Below are 21,996 nucleotides of genomic sequence, written 5' to 3'. Positions count from 1 at the left end.
CCTTGGCACGCCCGCCGATCTCGTCGCCTTCGTCCTCAGGGAACGAAGGAGATGACACCTCCTTTCCTGCTGCACCACCTGCTGGGCGCGAGCGCGGCAAGCGACGGGCAGGCGATCGTTTATAAAGACACATCCCTGAGCTACCGGCAATTTGCCGAAGCGGCGGAACGATGCGCGGCTGCCTTGCAGCAGGCCGGGGCGCAACGCGGCGACCGGGTCGTCATTTTTCTGCCGCGAGGCACGGAAGAATGCTGGTCGATCTTCGGCGTCAGCATGGCCGGATGCGTCTTCGTGCCGGTCAATGCGCTGCTGAAGGCGCAGCAGATACGCCATATCATCGTGGATTGCGGCGCCGAACTTGTCATCAGCAATGCGACCATGCGCGACGAGCTGAGCGCGGCGCTGGAAGGTCTGGCCGGTGTCCGCGTGCTTCTGGCGAACGATATCGCCGAAGGCGGCAAGACGTCAGTCAAAAGCCCGGCGGCAATCGGCGAAGACCTCGCGGCGATCCTCTATACATCCGGTTCTACCGGCTCACCCAAGGGCGTGATGCTGTCGCATCGCAATCTCCTGGCCGGCGCGCGCATCGTGCGCACCTATCTGGAGATTACCGGCAAGGATCGCATTCTTTCCCTTTTGCCCTTCAGCTTTGATTATGGCCTCAACCAGCTGCTGACGGCAGTGGAACAGGGCGCGACAACAATCATCTCCACCTTTAGGCTCGGTGACGACATCGTCCGCGACCTGCGCGACCATGCCGTGACCGGGCTTGCCGGGGTGCCGACAGTCTGGGCGATCCTGACGAGGGCGGCGCCGTCGCTTGCCAGGACGCCGCTTCCGCATCTGCGCTACATCACCAATTCTGGCGGGCGCGTGCCGCAGGAAACTGTGAAGGCGCTGCGCGAAAAGCTGCCGGACACGAAAATCTACCTGATGTACGGCCTGACCGAAGCCTTCCGCTCCACCTTCCTGCCGCCGGATGAAATCGATCGCCGCCCGACCTCCATCGGCAAGGCCATTCCCGAATGTGAAATATTCATCGTCACCGCCGAGGGACAGCGGGCAAAGCCCGGCGAACCCGGCATTCTCGTGCATCGAGGCCCGACCGTTTCGCTGGGCTACTGGAACCGGCCGGAAGACACGGCGAAAGTCCTGCGCCCGCATCCCTTCATTCCGGCGGCACTGGGCGGAGAAACCGTATGTTACTCCGGCGATCTGGCGGTGGAAGACGAAGACGGGTTCTTCAGCTTCGTTGCCCGTAACGATGCGATGATCAAGTCTTCGGGTTATCGCATCAGCCCGACCGAAGTCGAAGAAAGTCTGATGTCAACAGGCTTGTTCCAGCAGGTCGCCGTCATCGGCCTTCCGGACCCCTTTGCGGGGGAAAAGGTGCATGCCGTGGCGACTGCCGCCAATGAAAATATCGATGTTTCCGCGGCACTGAAGAAGGCCGCTGAAATGCTCGCCCCCTTCATGATCCCGCGCGCCATCGAGCTGGTCGACCGGTTGCCGGTCACCGCCAATGGCAAGGTGGACTACCGCGCGCTTGTGCGCGAACGGACGGACAATGGCGCCCACGGATAAACCCCAGAGCCACGGTCCCGCCCTTGCGGCCGCGTCATTCGATATCAGTGAAAACGATCTTGTGATCGGCGGGCTTGCCGTGCGCGATATCGTCGCCGAAACCGGAACTCCATGCTTTCTCTATGATGCTGGCGCGATGCGCCGCGCCTACCGCGATCTCCAGGCGACGCTCTCCGGTTTTGCCGATATCTATTATTCGGTGAAGGCCAATCCCCTGCCCGCCATCATCGCACTCTTCCGGCAGGAAGGCGCCGGCGCGGAAATCGCTTCCGCTGGCGAATATCGCGCCGCTATAAAGGCTGGTGTCGCGCCGGAAAACATCATCTTTGCCGGGCCCGGCAAAAGCAGAGCCGAATTGCACGAAGTGATCACGGGCGGCATCGGCGAAATCCATATCGAAAGCGCCGAGGAAATTGCCCGCATCGAGGCAATCGGCAAACCCGTCAAGGCCTCTGTCCGCATCAATCCGGTGCCGGATGCGCAAGCCGGCGCCATGCGTATGGGCGGCAAGGCCACCGCTTTTGGTTTCGATGAGGAAGAACTGGAAAATATCCTGCCGCTTTTCCGGCGCGCGGGCGTTATCGATCTCGTCGGCATCCATATCTATGGCGGCACTCAGATCCTCGATGCGGACATGCTTGTCTCGCAATGGCGACATGCCATCTCAATTGCCGCCCGCATGGCGGAAATGCTCGGCAAGCCGCTTGAAACCATCGATCTCGGCGGCGGCCTCGGCATCCCTTACTTCGCCGGCGAAGCACCGCTCGATCTCGCGAAGGTAAAAGCCGCCGTCCCCGATCTGAAGGCACTGCTGAAAGCGCATCCGCTGATCGCCGACGCCCATGTCATCGTCGAGCCCGGCCGCTTCCTCGCCGGTCCGGGCGGCATCTATACGGCCGAAGTCAATTCCGTGAAGACCTCGCGCGGAACCACCTTCGTTGTGACGGATGGCGGCATGCACCATCACCTGGCCGCTTCGGGCAATCTCGGTCAGATCGTCAAGCGCAACTACCCCATCGTTGCGCCCGCCATGATGCAGGCCGACCACGCGGAGACTGCAACCATCGTCGGCCCGCTCTGCACGCCACTCGATACGCTGGCTCGCAATGCGGCATTGCCGAGGCTCCAGGCCGGTGACCTCATCGCCATCCTGCAGTCAGGCGCCTATGGCGCAAGCGCCAGTCCCGGGGGTTTTCTAAGCCACGCGGTGGCGAAGGAAGTGCTGGTGGAAAATGGGGCGTTTGAGATGATCGGGCGATAATCACCTTCGCAGCAGCCTGTCCCCCACAGCGAATTTCGATTTCAGCAGGCACTCGTCATATTCCGCCTCAGCCATGGAATCGAAGACGATGCCGCCGCCGACATTAAAGACGGCGCGACCGTCATCGAACAGTGTCATCGTACGGATCGCCACCGAAAAGCGCATTTCACCACCAGGAGACATGAGGCCGATGGCGCCGCAATAGGCGTCGCGGGGCGTCGCTTCCAGTTCGCGCAGGATTTTCATCGCCCACATTTTGGGCGCACCGGTAACCGATCCGCAGGGAAACAACGCGGCGAAAATGTCTTCCACCGTCATGCCAGGCAACAGTTTCGCCCTGATATGGCTGACCATTTGGTGCACGGTCGGATAGGTCTCGATATCGAAAAGCCGTGGCACATCGAGGCTGCCGACCTCGGTGATGCGGGAAATATCGTTGCGCAAGAGATCAACGATCATCCGGTTTTCGGCGAGCGTCTTTTCATCCGCAAGCATTGCCGCGATGATCGCCCTGTCCTCCTCCGCATCCGCTCCGCGCGGCGTCGTTCCCTTCATGGGATGGGTTTCGATGAACCCCTGCCCGTCAACCGAGAAAAACAGTTCCGGCGAGCGTGACAGGATGACCGGGCCGCCGAGATCGACCAGCGCGCCATATTTCACCGGCTGGCGCTCGATCAATGACCAGAATGCCGTCAGCGGATCGCCGCTCCAGCGGGCATGGACGGGCATGGTCAGATTGCCCTGATAACAGTCGCCCCGGCGTATATGGTCGTGCAACAGCTCGAAACGCCGCCGATACTCGGGAAGTGTCCATGCCGGGACCGGATCGGCAAGAAACGCATCCGCGCCCGGAACTTCGTCAGGCCGCGCAAAGCGGCCGTCATCCGGCTGCGGGCCGGAAAAGACCCCGAAATTCAGGAACGGCACGTTGCGCGGTTCGGCCGCAAAAGACGCAAGCTTCGGCTCGAACAGGAAACCGGCCTCATAAGACACATAGCCAGCTAAATATTTTCCGGCACGGCGCAGTTCTTCCATGCGCTTCAGCGCTGCAAAAAATGCTTCTCGCTCATCCGCGACGATGATTTCCTCCGGCTCGGTGAAGGCTGTCACCGTGCCGGTCGTGTCATCCCGGAAAAGAACGTAAGGCGCATGTGCCAAGGAAAAATCCGTAGAAGGTAAATCTGGAGACTGCAGGGCGTCGGAAAGATACCTTTCCATCGTCATCCCCGGTTCCCGGATCAAATCCGAGGATGTCCCGAGGATCTACCACCCGTTGACTTTAGCGATCTCGGCAGATCCTCGGCACGAGACCGAGGATGACGTCGAGTGTGGAGACAGGTCACGAGGCATTAAACCGGGTCTATATCGCCCCGCGCCCACATTTCGATGGTTTCCGCATAAAAATCGGCGAAACGGCCTTCCTCGATCGACTTGCGGATACCCTGCATCAGCTCCTGATAATAGGCAAGATTGTGCCAGGAGAGCAGCATGCCGCCCAGCGCCTCGTTGGCGCGTACGAGGTGATGCAGATAGGCGCGGGAGTAATCGCGCGAGGCCGGGCAGTTGGATTGTTCGTCGAGCGGGCGCATATCCTCGGCATGGCGGGCATTGCGGATATTGACCTTGCCGCGGCGCGTAAAGGCCAGACCATGACGGCCGGAACGCGTCGGCATCACGCAGTCGAACATGTCGATGCCGCGCGCCACCGATTTCAGGATATCGTCAGGCGTGCCGACGCCCATCAGGTAACGCGGCTTTTCAGTGGGCAGCACCGGCAGGGTAATATCGAGCATGCCCAGCATCACATCCTGCGGCTCACCGACGGCAAGGCCGCCGACCGCATAACCCTTGAGATCGAGCTGCTTCAGCCCTTCGGCGGAGCGAATGCGCAGGTCCGGCTGGTCGCCGCCCTGCACGATGCCGAACATGGCCTTGCCGGGCTGGTCGCCAAAGGCGACGCGGCAGCGCTCGGCCCAGCGCAGCGACATTTCCATGGCGCGCTCGATTTCCTTGCGCTCGGCCGGCAGCGCGATGCACTCATCGAGCTGCATCTGGATGTCCGAATCGAGCAGGCCCTGAATTTCGATCGAGCGTTCCGGTGACATGTGATGCAGCGAACCGTCCACATGGCTCTTGAAGGTCACGCCCTTCTCATCCAGCTTGCGCAGACCGGAAAGCGACATCACCTGAAAACCGCCGCTATCGGTGAGGATCGGGTGTGGCCAGCGGATCAGCTCATGCAGGCCGCCAAGGCGGGCGACACGCTCGGGGCCGGGCCGCAGCATCAGGTGATAGGTATTGCCGAGAATGATATCCGCCCCCAGCTCGCGCACCTGATCAAGATACATGGCCTTGACGGTGCCGACAGTGCCGACGGGCATGAAGGCGGGCGTGCGGATGACGCCACGCGGCATGGCGACTTCGCCTAGGCGCGCGCCGCCGCTCGTGGCTTTCAGGGTGAAGGTGAATTTGTCGTGCATCAGTTTTTCCGGAACAACAGGCTGGAATCGCCATAGGAATAGAAACGGTATCCGGTTTCGATGGCGTGCTTATATGCGTCACGCATCGTTTCGAGACCGCAGAAAGCCGAAACCAGCATGAACAGCGTCGATTTCGGCAGGTGGAAATTGGTCATCAGCATATCGACCGCGCGGAAACGATAACCGGGCGTGATGAAAATGCCGGTCGCATCGGACCACGGGTGAATGATGCCATCCTCCGCAGCCGCGCTTTCGATCAGACGCAGCGACGTCGTGCCCACGCAGACAATGCGCCCGCCCCGCGCCTTGATCGCATTCAGCCTGTCGGCTGTTTCCTGCGAGACGTGGCCGATTTCGAAATGCATCTTGTGATCGTCGGTATCATCGGCCTTGACCGGCAGGAAGGTGCCTGCCCCAACGTGAAGCGTCACGAAATGCCGCTCGATACCGGCCTTGTCGAGCGCCGCAAATAGGTCGGGCGTGAAATGCAGCCCGGCGGTAGGCGCGGCAACGGCGCCCTTCTCGCGGGCGTAGATGGTCTGGTAGTCGGTCTGGTCCTGCGCATCTTCCGGCCGTTTGGCCGCGATATAGGGCGGCAGGGGAATATGGCCGACGGAGGCAATGGCCTCGTCCAGAACGGGACCGGAGACGTCGAACAGCAGCGTGATCTCGCCCTCCTCGCCCTTCTGCTCGACGGTGGCCTCCAGATGGGCAAGGCCGCAGGCATTGTCGCGCTCATAACCGAAACGGATGCGGTCGCCCTGCTTGATGCGCTTGCCGGGACGCGCGAAAGCCTTCCAGCGGGACTGATCGGCGCGCATGTGCAGCGTGGCCGAAACGGCCGTCTCCGGCGCGCCTTCGCGCAGCCTGACACCTTCAAGCTGGGCGGGAATGACGCGGGTGTCGTTGAAAACAAGCGCATCGCCGGCCCGCAGGAAGGACGGCAGGTCGAAAACGCGATGGTCTTCCATGCGATTTTCATTCGGATCGACCACCAGCAGGCGCGCGCTGTCGCGCGGGTTCGCCGGGCGTAGGGCGATATTCTCCTCGGGCAGGTCGAAATCGAACAGGTCTACACGCATTGCAAGGGCTCTCGAAAATATCAAAACCCGCCCTCAATGGGGCGGGTGGTGGGAGTGACAAGGCTTCGTCTAACGAGACGTCATCCTCGGGCTTGATCCGGAGACCGAGGATGACGGCTGAGAGGTTGGCACCCTTGTCATCAATGTGAAACGCCCCGCAGTTTCCTGCGGAGCGGGTAAACACCTTATAAGCTATTCTCAAGCCGCCGAAGCGAGCTTCATCGAAACGATCGAATCGGGGTCCTTCACCGGCTCGCCGCGCTTGACCTTGTCGATGGCTTCCATGCCCTCGATGACCTGGCCCCAGACGGTGTACTGCTTGTTGAGCCACGGGGAATCCGTGAAGCAGATGAAGAACTGCGAGTTGGCGGAGTTCGGGTTCTGCGAACGGGCCATGGAGCAGGTGCCGCGCACATGCGGGATGGCGGAGAATTCTGCCTTCAGGTCCGGCTTTTCGGAGCCGCCCATGCCGGCGCGGGCCGGGTTGAAGCTTTCGGAACCCTTCTTGCCGAATTTCACGTCGCCGGTCTGGGCCATGAAGTCTTCGATGACGCGGTGGAAAACGACGCCGTCATAAGCACCTTCCGATACCAGTTCCTTGATGCGGGCAACGTGGCCCGGAGCAACTTCCGGAAGCAGCTGGATCAAGACCTTGCCGGTCGTCGTTTCCATGATGATGGTGTTTTCCGGATCCTTGATCTCGGCCATGATTATTCTCCTCTGTTCGGGCTCTATTGCCCTGTCTTACTTCTTGCCGACAGTGACCTTGATCATCCGGTCGGGGTTGGAAACTTCGCCGTTGCTGCCCTGCCCGCGCTTGATCTTGTCCACGGCTTCCATGCCGGACACGACCTTGCCGACCACGGTGTACTGGCCGTTCAGGAACGGACCGTCGGCAAACATGATGAAGAACTGCGAATTGGCGGAATTCGGATCCTGCGAACGGGCCATGCCGACCACGCCGCGCGTGAACGGAACCTTGGAGAATTCGGCCGGAATATCCGGCAGGTCGGAGCCGCCAGTACCTGCGCGCTGGGCGCTGAAGCCCTTCTCCATGTTGCCATACTGCACGTCGCCGGTCTGCGCCATGAAGCCGTCGATGACGCGGTGGAAGGCGACGTTGTCGTAAGCGCCCTTCTTGGCCAGCGCCTCGATCTGCGCCACGTGCTTCGGCGCGACGTCGGGCATAAGCTCGATGACAACGGGGCCGTCCTTAAGCTGGACGGTGAGAAGTTCGGCGGCAGACGCAAAGGTGCTGGCGGCAAGCGCGCCCGCAAACATGGCGCCGGCAAAGGCAAATCGAACGAGTTTCATCGGATTGGCTCCAAATGTAAGGCTGAAGTCAGCGCTTCAGCTTGGCGTTAAGGGCTTCAAGCACGGCTTTCGGCACAAAGGCTTCGACATTGCCGCCCATGGCGGCGATCTGCCGAACCAATGTGGCTGTAATGGGTCGCGACGAGGTGCCGGCGGGCAGGAACACGGTCTGGATATCGGGCGCCATCTGGCGGTTCATGCCCGCCATCTGCATTTCATAATCGAGATCGGTGCCGTCACGCAGGCCGCGCAGCAGAAGTCGCGCGCCATGCTGACGGGCCGCATCGACAACCAGATTATCGAAGGAAACGACGTCCATGCGCGCCGCTTCGCCCGGCAGCTGCTCCGCAAGCGCCTGCTTTATCAGCCCTGCCCGTTCCTCGAAACTGAACATCGGCGCTTTTCCGGGATGAATGCCAACCGCGACAATGACCTTTGACGCCACGTTCAGCGCCTGGAGAAGCACATCCAGATGTCCGTTGGTCATCGGATCGAAGGATCCTGGATAAAAGGCAATCGTCATATCGCTCTCAGATGGTGGGCGCGTCTCGACGCTTCAGCATATGTGCCGCCTTTTGTCATGGAGAAGCACGCGGCGCAAGACTTTATAACCACCCCTCACAAGCGCGGCCGTGCCGTGAACCCCCGATGAACGGGCCGTTCAGTGCGGTTTCAGAGCCATTTTGTTTAAATGCACAGCATCGGGAAACCGAAATGCCTTTCGCCCGTTAAGCAACCGGAGAATCGAAAATGCTGGCCTTCATGATCGTCGTTTCGGTCATCTCGTCATTCGCAGCCGAGTATCTTTTCCTCGAATGACGGCCTCAGCCAGTTTCCTGAACGCCAGATGAACGAGCCATTCAAGGAAGTTTCACCGGGGCGATGCTAATCGATTTTTATGATTGACGCGGAACATGATCGGACATGGTGCGTTAACAAGAAACCAAAGGAACAGACAAATGTTTGTAAGAGAAAAACAGTCTACTTCGGCGAAAATCAGCGTCATCAGCACCGCCTGGACAGTTCTGGTTATCGCAATGGTAGCAACGACGTTTAGCCTTTATGAACAGAAGCCTGAAAAGCTTGGACCTGACTATCCGCAACTGACCGCCCGCTACCAGTATATGAATTATTACTGATAACGGGGAGAAACTCTCGAAACTCCGGAGACGACATCATGTTCACATTTCTGACGATGCTTCTTGCCCTGATCAGCGTAATGTTCGTGATGTCAATGATCTCTGTCGTCGCTGAGATGCGACGCGAGGACGAGGAGTTCAAGGCGATGATCCGGCGCGACCGCGCTTTTTGAGTGCGGCAGGCTGGCATAAATCCGCTTTAAGAATGATTTTTCTCAACCGCCCTGGACCCTCCGGGCGGTTTTGTTTTGAAAGGCCTGCGATGGCCGCCCTCGTTCCTCTGCTTGTGACGAGAATCCAGTCAACACACGTCTGTGCGACGGAAAGACTCTTTTCAGCCCAAGGACTTGGGCGGGCTCGATTCCTGTCACAAGCACAGGAATGACGGTGTGGACGCCGCTGATATCCATCCGTTGCCTCCATTTCGGCACCTCCAATCACACAACCGTTTTCAAAACCCCGTTTTTCCAAGGGAAATTCCCTTCAATTTCCGAATGGATTGATTTAAGGAACGCCGATACGTTGCGGGCCGGACAGCCGGCGACCGCGATGACGTTCCTGTGAGGTTTGCATAACGATGCTCGATTCCCTGAGAAATGCTTCTCGAACCATGGCAGCCAAGCTGCTGCTTCTCCTGCTTGTTGTTTCTTTTGGCATCTGGGGCGTTTCCGCATCGCTTGTCACCGCCAATTCCCACGCCGTCATGACGGTGGGTGACCAGACGGTCAGCCCGGAGGAATTCCGCCTCGCCTATCAGCGGCAGATTTCCGATCTCAGCCGCCAGTTCGGCACAAGGCTGACGACCGAACAGGCCAAGGCCTTCGGCATCGACCGCCAGGTCTTCAGCCAGCTTGCAGCCGGGGCATCGCTTGACGAACTCGCTTCGAAGATGAACCTCGGTCTTTCGGAAGACCGTCTTGCCAAACTCATTGCCGAAGACCCCGCCTTCAAATCGGTCAATGGCCAGTTCGACCGCAACCTCTTTACGGAGCGCCTGCGCAATTCCGGTTTCCGCGAGGACGACTACATCAAGGAACGCAGCAAGGTCGCCGTGCGCAGCCAGATCGTTGAAGCCGTCTCGGACGGTTTTGCCGCACCGCAGGTTCTCGTGGATGCCCTGAAGCAATATCGCAACGAGCAGCGCGCCGTTGATTATGTCATTCTTTCAAACGCCGTCATCCCGCCGGTCAAGGCCCCCGGCGACGACGTTCTCGCCCCCTGGTTCGAGACGAACAAGACGAAATATCGCGCGCCGGAATTCCGCAAATTCACCTATGTGAAGCTGGAACCTTCCGACATCGCGGAGCCAGCCTCGGTAACGGACGCCCAGATCGCCGATTATTATAACAGCCACAAGGACAGCTTCCGCACCGCCGGCCGCCGCACGGTCGAGCAGCTGACCTTCCCGGACAAGGAAATGGCCGCTGCCGCCGCCGAGCAGATCAGGCTCGGCAACACCACCTATGACCAGGTGGTGAAGGATCAGGGCAAGACGCCGTCCGACGTCACGCTTGGCGAATTCACAAAGGATACCATCCCCGACCAGTCGATTGCCGATGCCGCTTTTGCGATCCAGAAGGATGGGGGCGTTTCGCCAGTGGTTGAAGGTTCGTTCGGCCCGGTACTTCTGCGCGTCACGGGCATCAAGCCGGAAACCACCCGCACGCTGGAAGAGGCAAAGGAAGACATCCGCAAGGATCTCGCCACCGCTGCCGCCGCGGAAGAAATCACCAATGTGCACGACCGTTACGAGGATCTGCGCGCCGGCGGTTCTTCGCTTGCGGACGCCGCACAGCAGCTGAACCTGAAACCGGTCACCATTGCCGCCATCGACGCAGCCGGTCTCGACGAAAAGGGCGATGCGGTCGAAGGCCTGCCCTCCCCGCAGCTCGCCCAGGACGTGTTCAAGACCGAACCCGGAACCGAGGCCCTGCCGATCAATCTCGGCCGCGAAGGTTACATCTGGTTCGACGTCGAGCAGATCATCCCTGCCCGCGACCGCACGCTTGCCGAAGTCCGCGACGATGTCGTTGCCGACTGGACGGCCGAGCAGCAGCGCACCGCACTTGCCGCCAAGGCCGACGAGCTGAAGGCCCGCGTTGAAAAGGGCGAGACGCTGGAGGCTGTCGCGGGTGAGCTGAGCCTTGCAGTCGAACAGAAATCCGGCCTGCGCCGCACCAGCGAAGATGCGATTTTCGGTCGCCAGACCATCGCCGCCGTCTTCTCGGGCGCCGAAGGCGTGGTCGGCACGGCGGCCGATGCCGATGGTTCCAGCCGCATCCTCTTCAAGGTCACCTCTGTCGACACCAACGCGACGCCGGACGCGCTCGCCAATGACGACCAGCAGTTTGCCGCCATTGCCCGCGCGGCCGGCGACGACATGCTGGACCAGATGGTCAACCGCCTGCAGAATGACTATGGTGTGACGATCAACCAGGCCCTCGCCGACCAGGCGATGGTCGGCTTCTAACCCGGGAGGCGACGAGATGGCCGAACTGAAGCCGCTGATCGCCAGGGTTGCGAATGGAGAAAGCCTGAACCGCGAGGATGCGCGCACGGCTTTCGACATTCTGATGTCGGGCGAAGCCACGCCGTCGCAGATCGGCGGTTTCCTGATGGCGCTGCGCGTGCGCGGTGAAACGGTCGACGAAATCGTCGGCGCAGTCTCCTCCATGCGTTCCCGGATGTTGCCGGTTTCCGCCCCCGCCAATGCCATCGATATCGTCGGCACCGGCGGTGACGGCATCGGGACCTACAACATCTCGACACTCGCCTCGATCATCGTCGCCGGCACGGGCCTGCCGGTCGCCAAGCACGGCAACCGGGCATTGAGTTCCAAATCCGGCACGGCAGATGCGCTTTCCGCACTCGGCGTGAAGCTCGATATCGGTCCCGATCTCATCGCCCGCTGCATCAGCGAGGCGGGTCTCGGCTTCATGTTCGCGCAGATGCACCATTCCGCCATGCGCCACGTTGGCCCGAGCCGCGTCGAACTCGGTACGCGCACGATCTTCAACCTGCTCGGCCCCCTCTCCAACCCGGCCGGCGCAAAACGGCAATTGCTCGGCGTGTTTTCGCCACGCTGGCTGGTGCCGCTTGCCGAAGTGCTGCGTGATCTGGGTTCGGAAAGCATCTGGGTCGTGCATGGCGACGGCATGGATGAAGTCACCACCACGGGCGTCACCCATGTGGCGGCGCTCGAAGGCGGCAATATCCGCACCTTCGAGCTGACCCCAAAAGATTTCGGCGTTGAGCCGGCGCGGATGGACGACCTCAAGGGCGGCGACGGCATTGCCAATGCGGCGGCGCTGCGCGAGGTTCTTTCAGGCAAGCGCAATGCCTATCGCGACGTATCGCTTTGCAACGCAGCCGCAGCGCTTGTCATCGCCGGCAAGGCGGAAACGCTTGGCCAGGCTATGACGATTGCCAGCGATGCCCTCGACAGCGGCAAGGCCGCCGCCGCGCTGGAGCGTCTGGTCGCCGTATCAAACGAGGAATGAGAGCGAGATCATGAGCGACATTCTCAAGAAGATCGAGACTTACAAGCTCGAAGAAATCGCCGCCGCCAAGGCGAAGGTTTCACTGGCCGATCTGAAGGCCATGGCTGCCGACCAGAGCGCGCCCCGCGGTTTTTACAGGGCGCTGAAAACAAAGCAGGCCGAGGGCAAGTTCGGCCTTATCGCCGAAATCAAGAAGGCCAGCCCCTCCAAGGGCCTCATCCGCCCCGATTTCGATCCGCCGGCGCTGGCTGCGGCCTATGAGGCTGGCGGCGCTGCATGTCTTTCTGTCCTGACAGACAGGCCGAGCTTTCAAGGCGCTCCGGAGTTCCTGACCGCCGCCCGCAATGCCTGCGCCCTGCCCGCGCTGCGCAAGGATTTCATGTTCGACACCTATCAGGTGCACGAAGCCCGCGCCTGGGGCGCGGACTGCATTCTCCTCATCATGGCCTCGCTGTCGGATGACAACGCGAAACGGCTGGAAGACGAGGCTTTCGCGCTTGGCATGGATGTGCTGATCGAAGTGCACGACGAAGAGGAAACGGAACGGGCGCTGAAGCTCGACTCGCCGCTTTTCGGCATCAACAATCGTAATCTTCGCACTTTCGAGGTTGGCCTCGAAACCAGCGAAAGGCTGGCGGGACTGGTGCCCGCCGACAGGCTGCTGGTGGGCGAAAGCGGCATCTTCACCTTCGAGGATTGCCAGCGCCTGAAAAAAAGCGGCATCAGCACCTTCCTCGTCGGTGAAAGCCTGATGCGCAAGGACGATGTGACGGCGGCCACCAAGGCGCTGCTGACGGGCCAGTCCGGCATTCTGGCAGCGGAATAAACCCGGATGAGCGACGCCCAGAAGCTCACCCATATCGACGCGGCCGGTGAAGCGCATATGGTCGATGTTGGCGACAAGGCGGAAACCGTGCGTGTTGCGGTGGCCGAAGGCTTCGTGAAAATGAAGCCGGAAACGCTGGCGCTTATCCACGACGGCAACGCCAAGAAGGGCGATGTCATCGGCACCGCACGGCTGGCCGGCATCATGGCCGCGAAGCAGACCGCCAATCTCATTCCGCTCTGCCACCCGCTGATGCTGACCAAGGTGGCGGTGGACATCACCGAAGATGCCACCCTGCCCGGCCTCCGCGTTGAGGCCAGGGTGAAACTGTCGGGCAAGACCGGCGTGGAAATGGAAGCGCTGACCGCCGTCTCCATCGCCTGCCTGACGATCTATGACATGGCGAAGGCCGCCGACAAGGCGATGGAGATCGTCAATATCCGCCTGCTTGAAAAGAGCGGCGGCAAATCCGGTGATTTCAAAGCCAGCGATTTCGGGCGACAGGAGAACTGAATGAAGCCGCTGCTGCCCGTGGATGAGGCCATCGCGCGCCTTCTGGACGCAGCGGTTCCGGTCACCGACACCGAAACTCTGCCGCTCGCCGAATGCGACGGCCGCGTTCTCTCGGTCGATCTCATCGCAAGCCTCACCCAGCCCCCCTTCGATGCCTCAGCCATGGACGGTTATGCATTGCGCAGCGCCGATGCACCGGCCATCCGCTCGGTCCTCACCGTCATCGGCCAGGCCGCCGCCGGTCATGCTTTTGCCGGTACGGTGGGTGAAGGACAGGCCGTGCGCATCTTCACCGGCGCGCCCGTGCCGCAGGGTGCGGATACGATCCTCATTCAGGAGGATGCCGAAGTCCTGGAAGGCGGAAAGATCCGCACGGCCTTCGATGTCACCGCCGGGCGACATATCCGACCGCGCGGGCAGGATTTTACCAAAGGCGAAACGGTGCTGGAGGCTGGAAGGGAACTCGGCTTTGCCGATCTCACGCTGGCGGCGGCGACGAACCACGCCACGCTTACCGTCTATCGCAGGCCACGCATCGCCATCCTTGCCACCGGCGACGAGTTGCTGCCGCCTGGAAGCGTTCCGCAGCCGGCGCAGATCATCGCGTCCAACACCTTCGGCGTCGCCGCGCTGGCCCGCAAGGCCGGTGCAGAGGTACTGGATCTCGGCATTATCTCCGATGATGACGCGCTGATCCGCGCCGCCATCGGCGAGGCCGTCGCGGCGAAGGTTGATGTGCTGGTGACACTCGGCGGCGCCTCCGTCGGAGACCACGATCTGGTGCAGGCTGCGTTGAAGGCGGAGGGCATGCAGCTCGATTTCTGGCGCATCGCCATGCGGCCGGGAAAACCGCTGATGGTGGGCTCCATCGGCAGCATGCAGGTTCTCGGCCTGCCCGGAAACCCCGTGGCCAGTCTCGTTTGTGGTCTGCTTTTCCTTGAACCCTTGGTCAGCCGGATTGGCCGGCACCTGCCCCCGCAACGCATCGCGACCGCAAGAACCGCGACGGCGCTGAAGGCCAACGACCACCGCCAGGATTATCTTCGCGCCCGCCTGGTTAGCGGTCAAGGCGGCGTGGTCGTGGCGGAGCCTTACGCCAGACAGGATTCATCCATGATGAACATCCTCGCCCATTCCGACGTCCTGATCGTACGCCCTCCCCATGCGCCGCAGGCTGACGCCGGGGCCGAATGCCCGGTCATCAAACTCAGGGCCTGAACCCGCAGCCAAACGTAGACAACACGCTTTCACGGCACTCGGATGAGGCATTTGTACACCCGCCTGCTGACATCGCCCGGAACGGCGCCGCGTTCAATCCCCTCAGGTCCGCCAGACAAACTGTAACGTTACGCCTTTGGAGGCGGCCGACAAATATCGGCGCACCCAAAACCATGTCTTGGCGAATGGAAATTCCCCGCCCCTTGAGCTTTTTTCCTCTCCACGAATCGCGTTGCTGTGCCAAAATAAATCAGCTGCAAAGCGTTATCGGGATTGACAGAATAAATGCGAAACTGTCACCAAGGCGGATAGTAGAGGTCAAAAATTCCGGAAATTCCAAAAAATGAAAATTACTTATAATTATCAATTAAATAAGATAAAAATCGTACAAAATAGAATTTCCTGCAATAAAAATTAGTTCTCCATAAATTAAGCTTTTCAAAACAGCCTCCATAATAATAATCATAGTCTATAAGCAGACTCACTGGAGTTTCTTGATGAACACGGCATCCACGCCCAAGACCACGGGACCCGACATTGCCGGGCAGATTGCCCACGCCATGCGGAGCATGGGTGTTTCGCCGATCCCGCGCAACTACAGCCTTTTCTACGAAGCCTATATCGGTTCGAACCCTGCGCTGACCAAGGATCTGGCGGCGCTGGGAAACCGGGTGACGCAGGACGATCTGGACGAGCTATCCGCGCGTTACGGTGATGGCGGTCCCGCGCGCTTCATCGACGATGCGCATGAAAAGCTGCGACGCGAACTGGAAGCCCTTCTGGGGACCTTACGGCGGGAACAATCCTCCATCGAGAACTACAACAGGATCCTCGGCGAGACGCGGCAGCGTATCGATGACAAGAATGCCGCCAGCAGCAATATTCTGAGAAACGCAATTGCGTTGCTGGCCGAGGCCACCGGCTCGAAGATCATCGACGGCGAAAAGGCGTTCAACGACGTCAACCGCCATGCCGAGGAAATGCACCAGGTGCGCCTGGAGCTGGATGAATACAAGCGCATCGCCAATACCGATTCGCTGACCCGCCTTTCCAACCGGCGGGCTTTCGACGACCGGCTGGCAACCGTTTATGATACCTCCATCGGCCTGCAATATACGTCGCTCGTCCTGCTCGATATCGATCACTTCAAGCGGATCAACGACACGTTCGGCCATCCGGTAGGCGACAAGATTCTGGCTACCGTCGCTTCGGTCATTCGGGCGAATGTCCGCAAGGACGGCTTCGTCGCCAGAAGCGGCGGCGAGGAATTCGCCATCATTCTCGACGGCAATACGCCGGAGGAAGTCATGGTGATGTGCGAGCGGATCCGCCTGTCGCTGGAGAGCACACCCTTCCGCAATTCGAGATCAGGCGCGGATTACGGCACGGTAACGATCTCGATCGGTTTTGCCGCTGCCGCGCAGGCCACCAATCCGACCGAACTTTACGCCCATGCGGATACGGCGCTCTACCACGCCAAGGAAACCGGCCGGAACCGCTCGGTTTTCTACGAGGACGGTATGCAGAAGAACTATACCGGCAAAAACTGGCTGATTTATCGGACTTGAGGCAAATTGCGCCGATTTGGGCGCATTAAAAACACAGCGCTGTCCCCGCCCTCATTCCTGACAAGCATAGGAATGAGGGCGAGAGGGGGAAGCCTCACCACATCGTCTTCGCCGCGCGCGCCGCCCATTCGCGATCATAGGTCTCCTGATCGAATTCCGCCTTGGCCGCCTTGAGCAGCAGACCCGGCGTCGGAAGCGACGACGGGTCGACAAAATTGTCGGGATTCCACAATTCAGACCGCATCAGCGCCCGTGCACACTGGAAATAGACTTCGTCGATCGTGACCACGATGACGGTGCGCGGATGTTTGCCATCCATCTCGAAGCTCTGCAACAACGTTGGGTCAACGGAAACCAAGGCGCGGCCATTGATGCGCATGGTCGTATTCGAGCCGGGGATCAGGAACATCAGCGCCACGCGCGGATCCCGCACGATGTTGAGAAGCGAATCCACGCGGTTATTGCCGCGCCAGTCCGGCAGCAGCACGGTCTTGTCATCGTCCACGCGCACCACACCGCCCTTGTCGCCGCGCGGTGAACAGTCCATGCCCTCCGGCCCCACCGTCGCCAGAGCGAGAAACGGTGACGTTTCGATCATCAGCCTGTATTCGGCCGTCAGCGCGGCTGTCACCTTGGCGATGGATGCCTCGCTCGTGCCGTCATAGATGGCCTTTAATTCCTCGACCGTGCGAATGATCGTCATGTCAGTTCCTATCCCTCGAAATCACCCTGCGACACCGCCGGGCGCAATCCCTTAATCTTCCGCCGCTTCCGCCTTTTCCCGCTCCGCCCGCTCACGCGCCGTGCGCGCGGCGACGAGATCGGCTGGCTGGGCGTTGCCACGGATCAGCGAACGGCCGGCATAAATGCCGCCGACGACCTCCATGGCGAAACGCTCCTCGTCGCGGTCGCGGAATTCCTCCACCAGACGGGCGGCGTCTTCCCGCTCCTCGCCCATGGCGCCCAGAACCTCCTCGCTGAAATTCAGCGCCGATTCCAGCGTCTCGCGAATCTGGTAATCCACGCCGGCCTTCAGCAGATCGATGGCGTGGCCACGGTCATAGGCGCGAGCGAGAACCGGAACCAGCGGGAATTCATGCTTGACGATCTCCGCGATCCGGACGGCTGCTTCCTTGTCGTCGACGCAGATGAGAACAGCACGCGCCGTGCTGGCGCCGGCGGCATGGAGGATTTCCGCCCGCGAGCCATCGCCATAATAGACCTTGAAACCGAATTCCGCCGCATCGCGCACGAAGTCGGCATCCTTGTCGATCAAAGACAGCGTGTAACCGCGCGCCAGAAGCGGCTGGCTGACGATCTGGCCGAAACGTCCGAAACCGATCAGGAGAATGCTGCCCTCGACATTTTCAGGCACGTCGAGATCGTCAGTATTGGGCACCGCCGCCGGCACCAGCCGGTCGTGCAGGATGACCATCAGCGGCGTCAGGACCATGGAGATGATGATCGTCGCCGTCAGGATGGCATTGGCCTCCCGGTCGAGAATGCCGGCGCTGACAGCGGCAGAATAGAGCACGAAGGCGAATTCGCCGCCCTGCGCCATCAGCACCGCCCGTTCCAGGCTTTCACGCCTGGTGGTGCCGAGCGCCCGCGCCACGCCATAGATGAGGAAGGCCTTGAGCAGCATGTATCCGGCGACACTGACCAGCACCAATTGCCAGTTGGAGGCAATGACGGCAAGATCGATCGCCATGCCGACGCCGAGGAAGAACAGGCCGAGCAGAATGCCGCGAAACGGCTCGATATCCGCCTCCAGCTGATGGCGGAAGGAGGATTCCGACAGCAGCACGCCGGCCAGGAAAGCGCCCATCGCCATGGAAAGGCCGCTGACCTGCATCAGAAGCGCCGAACCCAGCACCACCAGCAGCGCCGCAGCCGTCATCACCTCGCGCGCACCGGAGGCCGCCAGCAGGCGGAAGAACGGGTTGAGCAGATAACGTCCGGCAAGGATGAGCGCACCGACGGCGGCAAGCGCAATGCCGACGGAAACCCAGCGCTCCGACGCCGTGACATGTTCCCCGCCCGAACCGAGGAAGGCGACGAGCGCCAGCAGCGGCACGATGGCCAGATCCTCGAACAGCAGTATGGCGATGATGCGCTGCCCTTTCAGGCTGGACATGCTGTTGCGCTCCTGCAGCATCTGCATGACGATCGCCGTCGACGTCAGCACGAAGCCCGTGCCAGCGACGAAGGACATGATGACAGGAAAGCCGAGGCCGACCCCGATCAACGTCAGGCCGCCCATGCAGACCAGCACCTGCAATGCGCCGAGCCCGAAAATATCCTGCCGCATGGACCACAGCCGCGACGGCTGCATTTCAAGGCCGATGATGAACAGGAACATCACCACGCCGAGTTCCGCTATGTGTAGAATGGCCTGCGAATCGGAAAAGAAACCAAGACCGTAAGGCCCGATCACCAGGCCGGCGGCGAGATAACCCAGCACAGAGCCGAGGCCGATGCGCTTGAAGATCGGCGCGGCGACAACGCCTGCCGCCAGCAATACGACCACCTGGGCCAGATCATTTCCGTTTGCTTCTACAGCCACACGCCACCCCGTTTAAATAGTGAGACAAGAGCTTTGCCCTCGTCCGATTATCGGCAACGCGCGAGAACATTTCCTCCGTCATGCCGGACTAGATCCGACATCCAACCACGGCGCGTCTGCGCCGTGAAAGGACTCTCCCGCGATCAAGGACTTGATCGCGCTGGACCCCGGATCAAGTCCGGGGTGACGAAGCGCGAATGCAACAACGTTGCCAAACGCAGCAGTTCTTCGAACCCTTTGCCATAGTTCTCACGAGGGCGTCTCCCTCGCTGTTTTCTCTACCGGCACCGTGGCTCCCTGCTCAAGCCCTTTTCGGCGAGCTCCCGTTCATAATCCGCAAACAGCCTGTCCCCGGTCTCACCCAGTTCCTTCAGGTATTTCCAGGTGTAGATGCCGCTGTCATGGCCATCGTCAAAAACGATGCGCACCGCATAGTTGCCTGTCGCGACCATGGAGCGGATGGCGACATCGCGTTTGCCCGGCACCGTGACCTTCTGCCCCGGCCCGTGGCCCTGCACTTCTGCCGAGGGCGAAAGCACGCGCAGCATCTCGGCCTTCAGCCGGTAAACGCTTCCATCGTCGAAGGAAACGGTCAATTCGCGCCGGTCTTTCGACACAAGCAGCTCTGTCGGCCAGGCATCACTCATTTTTCACTTCCGCAAGCTCATCACATGCGTCAGAATTACGGACTTGCCTCAGGATAGGCAAGCCACTACATCATTTGAGGGGCGCATCGCGCAATGAGGATGGAGACGTGAACAGTTTCCCCGGATCGCTTGGAAAAGCGCAGTTCCTGACGGAAAACAACGCACCGATGGTGGACCCTTTCGGCCGCGCCATCACCTATCTGCGCGTTTCCGTGACCGACCGCTGCGATTTTCGCTGTACCTATTGCATGTCCGAGCACATGACTTTCCTGCCGAAGAAGGACCTTCTGACGCTCGAAGAACTCGACCGGCTCTGTTCCGTCTTCATAACGCGCGGCGTCCGCAAGCTGAGGCTGACCGGCGGTGAGCCGCTGGTGCGCAAGAACATCATGTCCCTGGTGAGGAACCTCGGGCGACATGTCGAGAGCGGTGCGCTCGAGGAATTGACGCTGACCACCAACGGCTCACAGCTGGCGAAATTCGCAGCCGAACTCGCCGATTGCGGCGTGCGCCGCATCAATGTCTCCCTCGATACGCTCGACAGCGATAAATTCCGCCATATCACCCGCTGGGGGGATATCGGGCGGGTGATGGAGGGGCTCGATGCCGCACAGGCGGCAGGCATCAAGGTGAAACTCAACGCCGTTGCGCTGAAGGACTTCAACGATGCCGAAATGCCGGAGCTGATGCGCTTCGCCCACGGCCGCGGCATGGACCTGACGGTCATCGAGACCATGCCGATGGGCGAGATCGAGGAAGACCGCACCGACCGTTATCTGCCGCTTTCAAAATTGCGCAGCGATCTCGAGCAGAGCTTCACGCTCATCGACAGCGATTACCAGACCGGCGGCCCGGCCCGTTACGTGACGGTGAAGGAAACCGGCGGCCGGCTGGGCTTCATCACGCCCATGACCCATAATTTCTGCGAAAGCTGCAATCGTGTCCGTCTCACCTGTACCGGCACGCTCTATATGTGTCTCGGCCAGGACGACGCTGCCGATCTGCGCACGGCGCTGCGCGCTTCCGACAGCGACGCCTATCTTTCCAGCGCCATCGATGAAGCCCTTCTGCGCAAGCCGAAAGGACACGATTTCATCATCGACCGCACCCACAACCGACCCGCAGTCTCCCGCCATATGAGCGTGACAGGCGGCTGAGGCCGGCTGAACGTCTTTCTCATCCACCCACCCATATAAACGGTTGAATTGCCAGCTCTGCCGTGCCACGTCTCTTTATATGGAGGAATGCGTGGTTGCGCCGTAACGGCGGCTCCAGATCGCCCGGAGGGGCGGACGGAGTAAACCGCGCATGGTCTGGGATATTTGGGAATGGCATTGACGGACAATACGCGCGGCGCGCTTTTCATGGCGCTCGCAATGGCAAGCTTCACGGCCAACGACGCGCTGACGAAGTCCGTCACCCCCTACATCAACACCGGTCAGATCATGTTCGTCCGCGGCATCATGACCGTTGTGCTGATCTATATCGCGGCCCGGCATTTCGGCGCGCTCCGGCCCCTGAGAACCCTTTTGCGCCCCATCATCATCCTGCGCTGTCTCTGCGAGGTGACCGCCGCCGTTCTTTATCTGACGGCGCTCGGCCTCATCGAATTTTCCAATGCCTCGGCCATATTGCAGTCCCTGCCGCTGGTGGTGACGCTGGGTGCGGCGTTGTTCCTGCGCGAACCTGTGGGCTGGCGGCGCTGGGTGGCGATCATCGTTGGTTTCATCGGCGTGCTCGTCATCATCCGGCCCGGCCCGGAAGGCTTTACGCCGGGCGCGCTGCTGGTTGTCGCATCGCTGGCCGTCACCGCCGCGCGTGATCTGCTGACGCGGAAAATGTATGCCGATGTGCCTTCGCTTGCGATCACCGTCATCACCGCCTTCGTCAACATGGCAGTGGGCGGCCTCTTGATCCTGCCCTTCGGCGGCTGGCAGCCCATGAACGTCACGATCGTCTCGCATCTGGCCGCCTCGGCCATTCTGGTGCTGGTCGGCTACCAGGCGATCATATTGTCGATGAGATCGGGCGAAATTTCCTTCGTCGCGCCGTTTCGTTATACCGGCCTGCTCTGGGGCTTCATGATCGGCATATTCTTCTTCAACGAGAAGATCGACAATTACACCATCATCGGCGCCATGATCATCATCGGTTCGGGCCTTTATACCTTCTACCGGGAAAGCCTCCGCAAGCGCTCGCAGATGGCCAAGCGCGCGGCCGCCACCCCCACTGCCGTGACCACCGTACGGCCGGCTTCCGTAACGAAAGCTGCCGTAACGGAAGAGGCGGGAGAATGAC

General features: G+C 60.7%; 21 protein-coding genes. 12 read left to right on the top strand and 9 right to left on the bottom strand.

Features of this window, described 5'->3' with window-relative positions:
- Positions 1-51: 51 nt before the first annotated feature.
- On the top strand, positions 52-1,584 hold the full coding sequence (locus tag DOU54_RS06200) for an AMP-binding protein (RefSeq protein WP_113380573.1): 1,533 nt from the start codon (positions 52-54) through the stop codon (positions 1,582-1,584).
- A complete protein-coding gene (locus DOU54_RS06195; RefSeq protein ID WP_022556253.1) occupies positions 1,568-2,845 on the top strand; it encodes a type III PLP-dependent enzyme in 1,278 nt (425 codons plus the stop codon). The genes DOU54_RS06200 and DOU54_RS06195 overlap by 17 nt, the downstream gene beginning before the upstream one ends.
- On the opposite strand, the gene DOU54_RS06190 is transcribed toward DOU54_RS06195, so the two are convergent.
- The 6 genes from DOU54_RS06190 to coaD form a co-directional block, all read right to left on the bottom strand.
- Positions 2,846-4,003, bottom strand: coding sequence for an aminodeoxychorismate synthase component I (locus tag DOU54_RS06190; RefSeq protein WP_048902825.1), 1,158 nt, complete (start codon positions 4,001-4,003; stop codon positions 2,846-2,848).
- Between the two features lie 191 nt (positions 4,004-4,194).
- Positions 4,195-5,325 carry a tRNA guanosine(34) transglycosylase Tgt gene (tgt, locus tag DOU54_RS06185; RefSeq protein WP_004442089.1) on the bottom strand — a complete coding sequence of 377 codons (1,131 nt, stop codon included), beginning with the start codon at positions 5,323-5,325 and terminating at the stop codon, positions 4,195-4,197.
- On the bottom strand, positions 5,325-6,407 hold the full coding sequence (queA, locus tag DOU54_RS06180; RefSeq protein WP_113380572.1) for a tRNA preQ1(34) S-adenosylmethionine ribosyltransferase-isomerase QueA: 1,083 nt from the start codon (positions 6,405-6,407) through the stop codon (positions 5,325-5,327). Before queA ends, tgt begins: the two co-directional genes overlap by 1 nt.
- 198 nt (positions 6,408-6,605) lie before the next feature.
- Positions 6,606-7,115, bottom strand: a complete 510-nt coding sequence (locus DOU54_RS06175) for a peptidylprolyl isomerase (RefSeq protein WP_037093468.1) — start codon at positions 7,113-7,115, stop codon at positions 6,606-6,608.
- A gap of 36 nt (positions 7,116-7,151) precedes the next feature.
- Entirely contained in the window at positions 7,152-7,721 is a 570-nt protein-coding gene (locus DOU54_RS06170) for a peptidylprolyl isomerase (protein ID WP_004442095.1), read from the bottom strand.
- A gap of 28 nt (positions 7,722-7,749) precedes the next feature.
- On the bottom strand, positions 7,750-8,244 hold the full coding sequence (gene coaD, locus DOU54_RS06165) for a pantetheine-phosphate adenylyltransferase (protein ID WP_004442098.1): 495 nt from the start codon (positions 8,242-8,244) through the stop codon (positions 7,750-7,752).
- A gap of 436 nt (positions 8,245-8,680) precedes the next feature.
- Here coaD and DOU54_RS06155 point away from each other — a divergent pair, with 436 nt between their 5' ends.
- The 8 genes from DOU54_RS06155 to DOU54_RS06115 all read left to right on the top strand — a co-directional run bounded on the left by DOU54_RS06155 (position 8,681) and on the right by DOU54_RS06115 (position 16,485).
- Complete coding sequence (locus DOU54_RS06155) at positions 8,681-8,860, top strand: hypothetical protein (protein WP_004442101.1); 180 nt, start codon at positions 8,681-8,683, stop codon at positions 8,858-8,860.
- A 38-nt stretch (positions 8,861-8,898) separates the two neighbouring features.
- The gene (locus tag DOU54_RS27915; protein ID WP_004442104.1) at positions 8,899-9,033 is read left to right on the top strand and encodes a hypothetical protein; all 135 of its coding nucleotides are present in this window, start codon (positions 8,899-8,901) and stop codon (positions 9,031-9,033) included.
- 404 nt (positions 9,034-9,437) lie between these two features.
- On the top strand, positions 9,438-11,330 hold the full coding sequence (locus DOU54_RS06140) for a peptidyl-prolyl cis-trans isomerase (RefSeq protein WP_022556257.1): 1,893 nt from the start codon (positions 9,438-9,440) through the stop codon (positions 11,328-11,330).
- Between the two features lie 16 nt (positions 11,331-11,346).
- Entirely contained in the window at positions 11,347-12,360 is a 1,014-nt protein-coding gene (gene trpD / locus DOU54_RS06135) for an anthranilate phosphoribosyltransferase (protein WP_006698866.1), read from the top strand.
- Positions 12,361-12,370: 10 nt separating this feature from the next.
- Positions 12,371-13,186: an indole-3-glycerol phosphate synthase TrpC gene (trpC, locus tag DOU54_RS06130; protein WP_006698865.1), complete on the top strand. Its 816-nt coding sequence runs from the start codon at positions 12,371-12,373 to the stop codon at positions 13,184-13,186.
- 6 nt (positions 13,187-13,192) lie between these two features.
- Complete coding sequence (moaC, locus tag DOU54_RS06125; RefSeq protein WP_113380571.1) at positions 13,193-13,699, top strand: cyclic pyranopterin monophosphate synthase MoaC; 507 nt, start codon at positions 13,193-13,195, stop codon at positions 13,697-13,699.
- On the top strand, positions 13,700-14,917 hold the full coding sequence (locus DOU54_RS06120; RefSeq protein ID WP_113380570.1) for a molybdopterin molybdotransferase MoeA: 1,218 nt from the start codon (positions 13,700-13,702) through the stop codon (positions 14,915-14,917).
- Positions 14,918-15,414: 497 nt separating this feature from the next.
- Positions 15,415-16,485: a GGDEF domain-containing protein gene (locus tag DOU54_RS06115; protein WP_004442120.1), complete on the top strand. Its 1,071-nt coding sequence runs from the start codon at positions 15,415-15,417 to the stop codon at positions 16,483-16,485.
- Positions 16,486-16,579: 94 nt separating this feature from the next.
- Here the strand turns inward: DOU54_RS06115 and DOU54_RS06110 are convergent, their stop codons facing one another.
- The 3 genes from DOU54_RS06110 to DOU54_RS06100 form a co-directional block, all read right to left on the bottom strand.
- Positions 16,580-17,188 (bottom strand): pyridoxamine 5'-phosphate oxidase family protein, encoded by a 609-nt coding sequence (locus tag DOU54_RS06110; RefSeq protein ID WP_004442121.1) that lies wholly within the window; start codon positions 17,186-17,188, stop codon positions 16,580-16,582.
- Positions 17,189-17,239: 51 nt separating this feature from the next.
- The gene (locus tag DOU54_RS06105; RefSeq protein ID WP_037093460.1) at positions 17,240-19,051 is read right to left on the bottom strand and encodes a monovalent cation:proton antiporter-2 (CPA2) family protein; all 1,812 of its coding nucleotides are present in this window, start codon (positions 19,049-19,051) and stop codon (positions 17,240-17,242) included.
- A 278-nt stretch (positions 19,052-19,329) separates the two neighbouring features.
- Positions 19,330-19,698 carry a gamma-butyrobetaine hydroxylase family protein gene (locus DOU54_RS06100; RefSeq protein ID WP_037093458.1) on the bottom strand — a complete coding sequence of 123 codons (369 nt, stop codon included), beginning with the start codon at positions 19,696-19,698 and terminating at the stop codon, positions 19,330-19,332.
- 107 nt (positions 19,699-19,805) lie between these two features.
- Here DOU54_RS06100 and moaA point away from each other — a divergent pair, with 107 nt between their 5' ends.
- Complete coding sequence (gene moaA / locus DOU54_RS06095; protein ID WP_045533710.1) at positions 19,806-20,855, top strand: GTP 3',8-cyclase MoaA; 1,050 nt, start codon at positions 19,806-19,808, stop codon at positions 20,853-20,855.
- Positions 20,856-21,026: 171 nt separating this feature from the next.
- Complete coding sequence (locus DOU54_RS06090) at positions 21,027-21,995, top strand: DMT family transporter (RefSeq protein WP_037093454.1); 969 nt, start codon at positions 21,027-21,029, stop codon at positions 21,993-21,995.
- Position 21,996: the final 1 nt, after the last annotated feature.

The organism is Agrobacterium sp. MS2 (genome assembly GCF_003261015.1).
In the GTDB taxonomy this organism is placed as follows: Bacteria; Pseudomonadota; Alphaproteobacteria; order Rhizobiales; family Rhizobiaceae; genus Agrobacterium; species Agrobacterium pusense.
The sequence above is the reverse complement of the archived record's forward strand: the minus strand, read 5'-3'. Positions and strand labels throughout refer to the sequence as shown.

What these genes read in the sequence shown, in the direction of transcription:
- DOU54_RS06155 (WP_004442101.1), top strand. Translation starts at nt 8,681, where the DNA reads ATGTTTGTAAGAGAAAAACAGTCTACTTCGGCGAAAATCAGCGTCATC.
- DOU54_RS06110 (WP_004442121.1), bottom strand. Translation starts at nt 17,188, where the DNA reads ATGACGATCATTCGCACGGTCGAGGAATTAAAGGCCATCTATGACGGC.
- DOU54_RS06195 (WP_022556253.1), top strand. Translation starts at nt 1,568, where the DNA reads ATGGCGCCCACGGATAAACCCCAGAGCCACGGTCCCGCCCTTGCGGCC.
- DOU54_RS06200 (WP_113380573.1), top strand. Translation starts at nt 52, where the DNA reads ATGACACCTCCTTTCCTGCTGCACCACCTGCTGGGCGCGAGCGCGGCA.
- DOU54_RS06090 (WP_037093454.1), top strand. Translation starts at nt 21,027, where the DNA reads ATGGCATTGACGGACAATACGCGCGGCGCGCTTTTCATGGCGCTCGCA.
- DOU54_RS27915 (WP_004442104.1), top strand. Translation starts at nt 8,899, where the DNA reads ATGTTCACATTTCTGACGATGCTTCTTGCCCTGATCAGCGTAATGTTC.
- DOU54_RS06120 (WP_113380570.1), top strand. Translation starts at nt 13,700, where the DNA reads ATGAAGCCGCTGCTGCCCGTGGATGAGGCCATCGCGCGCCTTCTGGAC.
- trpC (WP_006698865.1), top strand. Translation starts at nt 12,371, where the DNA reads ATGAGCGACATTCTCAAGAAGATCGAGACTTACAAGCTCGAAGAAATC.
- DOU54_RS06140 (WP_022556257.1), top strand. Translation starts at nt 9,438, where the DNA reads ATGCTCGATTCCCTGAGAAATGCTTCTCGAACCATGGCAGCCAAGCTG.
- tgt (WP_004442089.1), bottom strand. Translation starts at nt 5,325, where the DNA reads ATGCACGACAAATTCACCTTCACCCTGAAAGCCACGAGCGGCGGCGCG.
- DOU54_RS06170 (WP_004442095.1), bottom strand. Translation starts at nt 7,721, where the DNA reads ATGAAACTCGTTCGATTTGCCTTTGCCGGCGCCATGTTTGCGGGCGCG.
- coaD (WP_004442098.1), bottom strand. Translation starts at nt 8,244, where the DNA reads ATGACGATTGCCTTTTATCCAGGATCCTTCGATCCGATGACCAACGGA.
- DOU54_RS06175 (WP_037093468.1), bottom strand. Translation starts at nt 7,115, where the DNA reads ATGGCCGAGATCAAGGATCCGGAAAACACCATCATCATGGAAACGACG.
- DOU54_RS06115 (WP_004442120.1), top strand. Translation starts at nt 15,415, where the DNA reads ATGAACACGGCATCCACGCCCAAGACCACGGGACCCGACATTGCCGGG.
- moaC (WP_113380571.1), top strand. Translation starts at nt 13,193, where the DNA reads ATGAGCGACGCCCAGAAGCTCACCCATATCGACGCGGCCGGTGAAGCG.
- DOU54_RS06100 (WP_037093458.1), bottom strand. Translation starts at nt 19,698, where the DNA reads ATGAGTGATGCCTGGCCGACAGAGCTGCTTGTGTCGAAAGACCGGCGC.
- trpD (WP_006698866.1), top strand. Translation starts at nt 11,347, where the DNA reads ATGGCCGAACTGAAGCCGCTGATCGCCAGGGTTGCGAATGGAGAAAGC.
- queA (WP_113380572.1), bottom strand. Translation starts at nt 6,407, where the DNA reads ATGCGTGTAGACCTGTTCGATTTCGACCTGCCCGAGGAGAATATCGCC.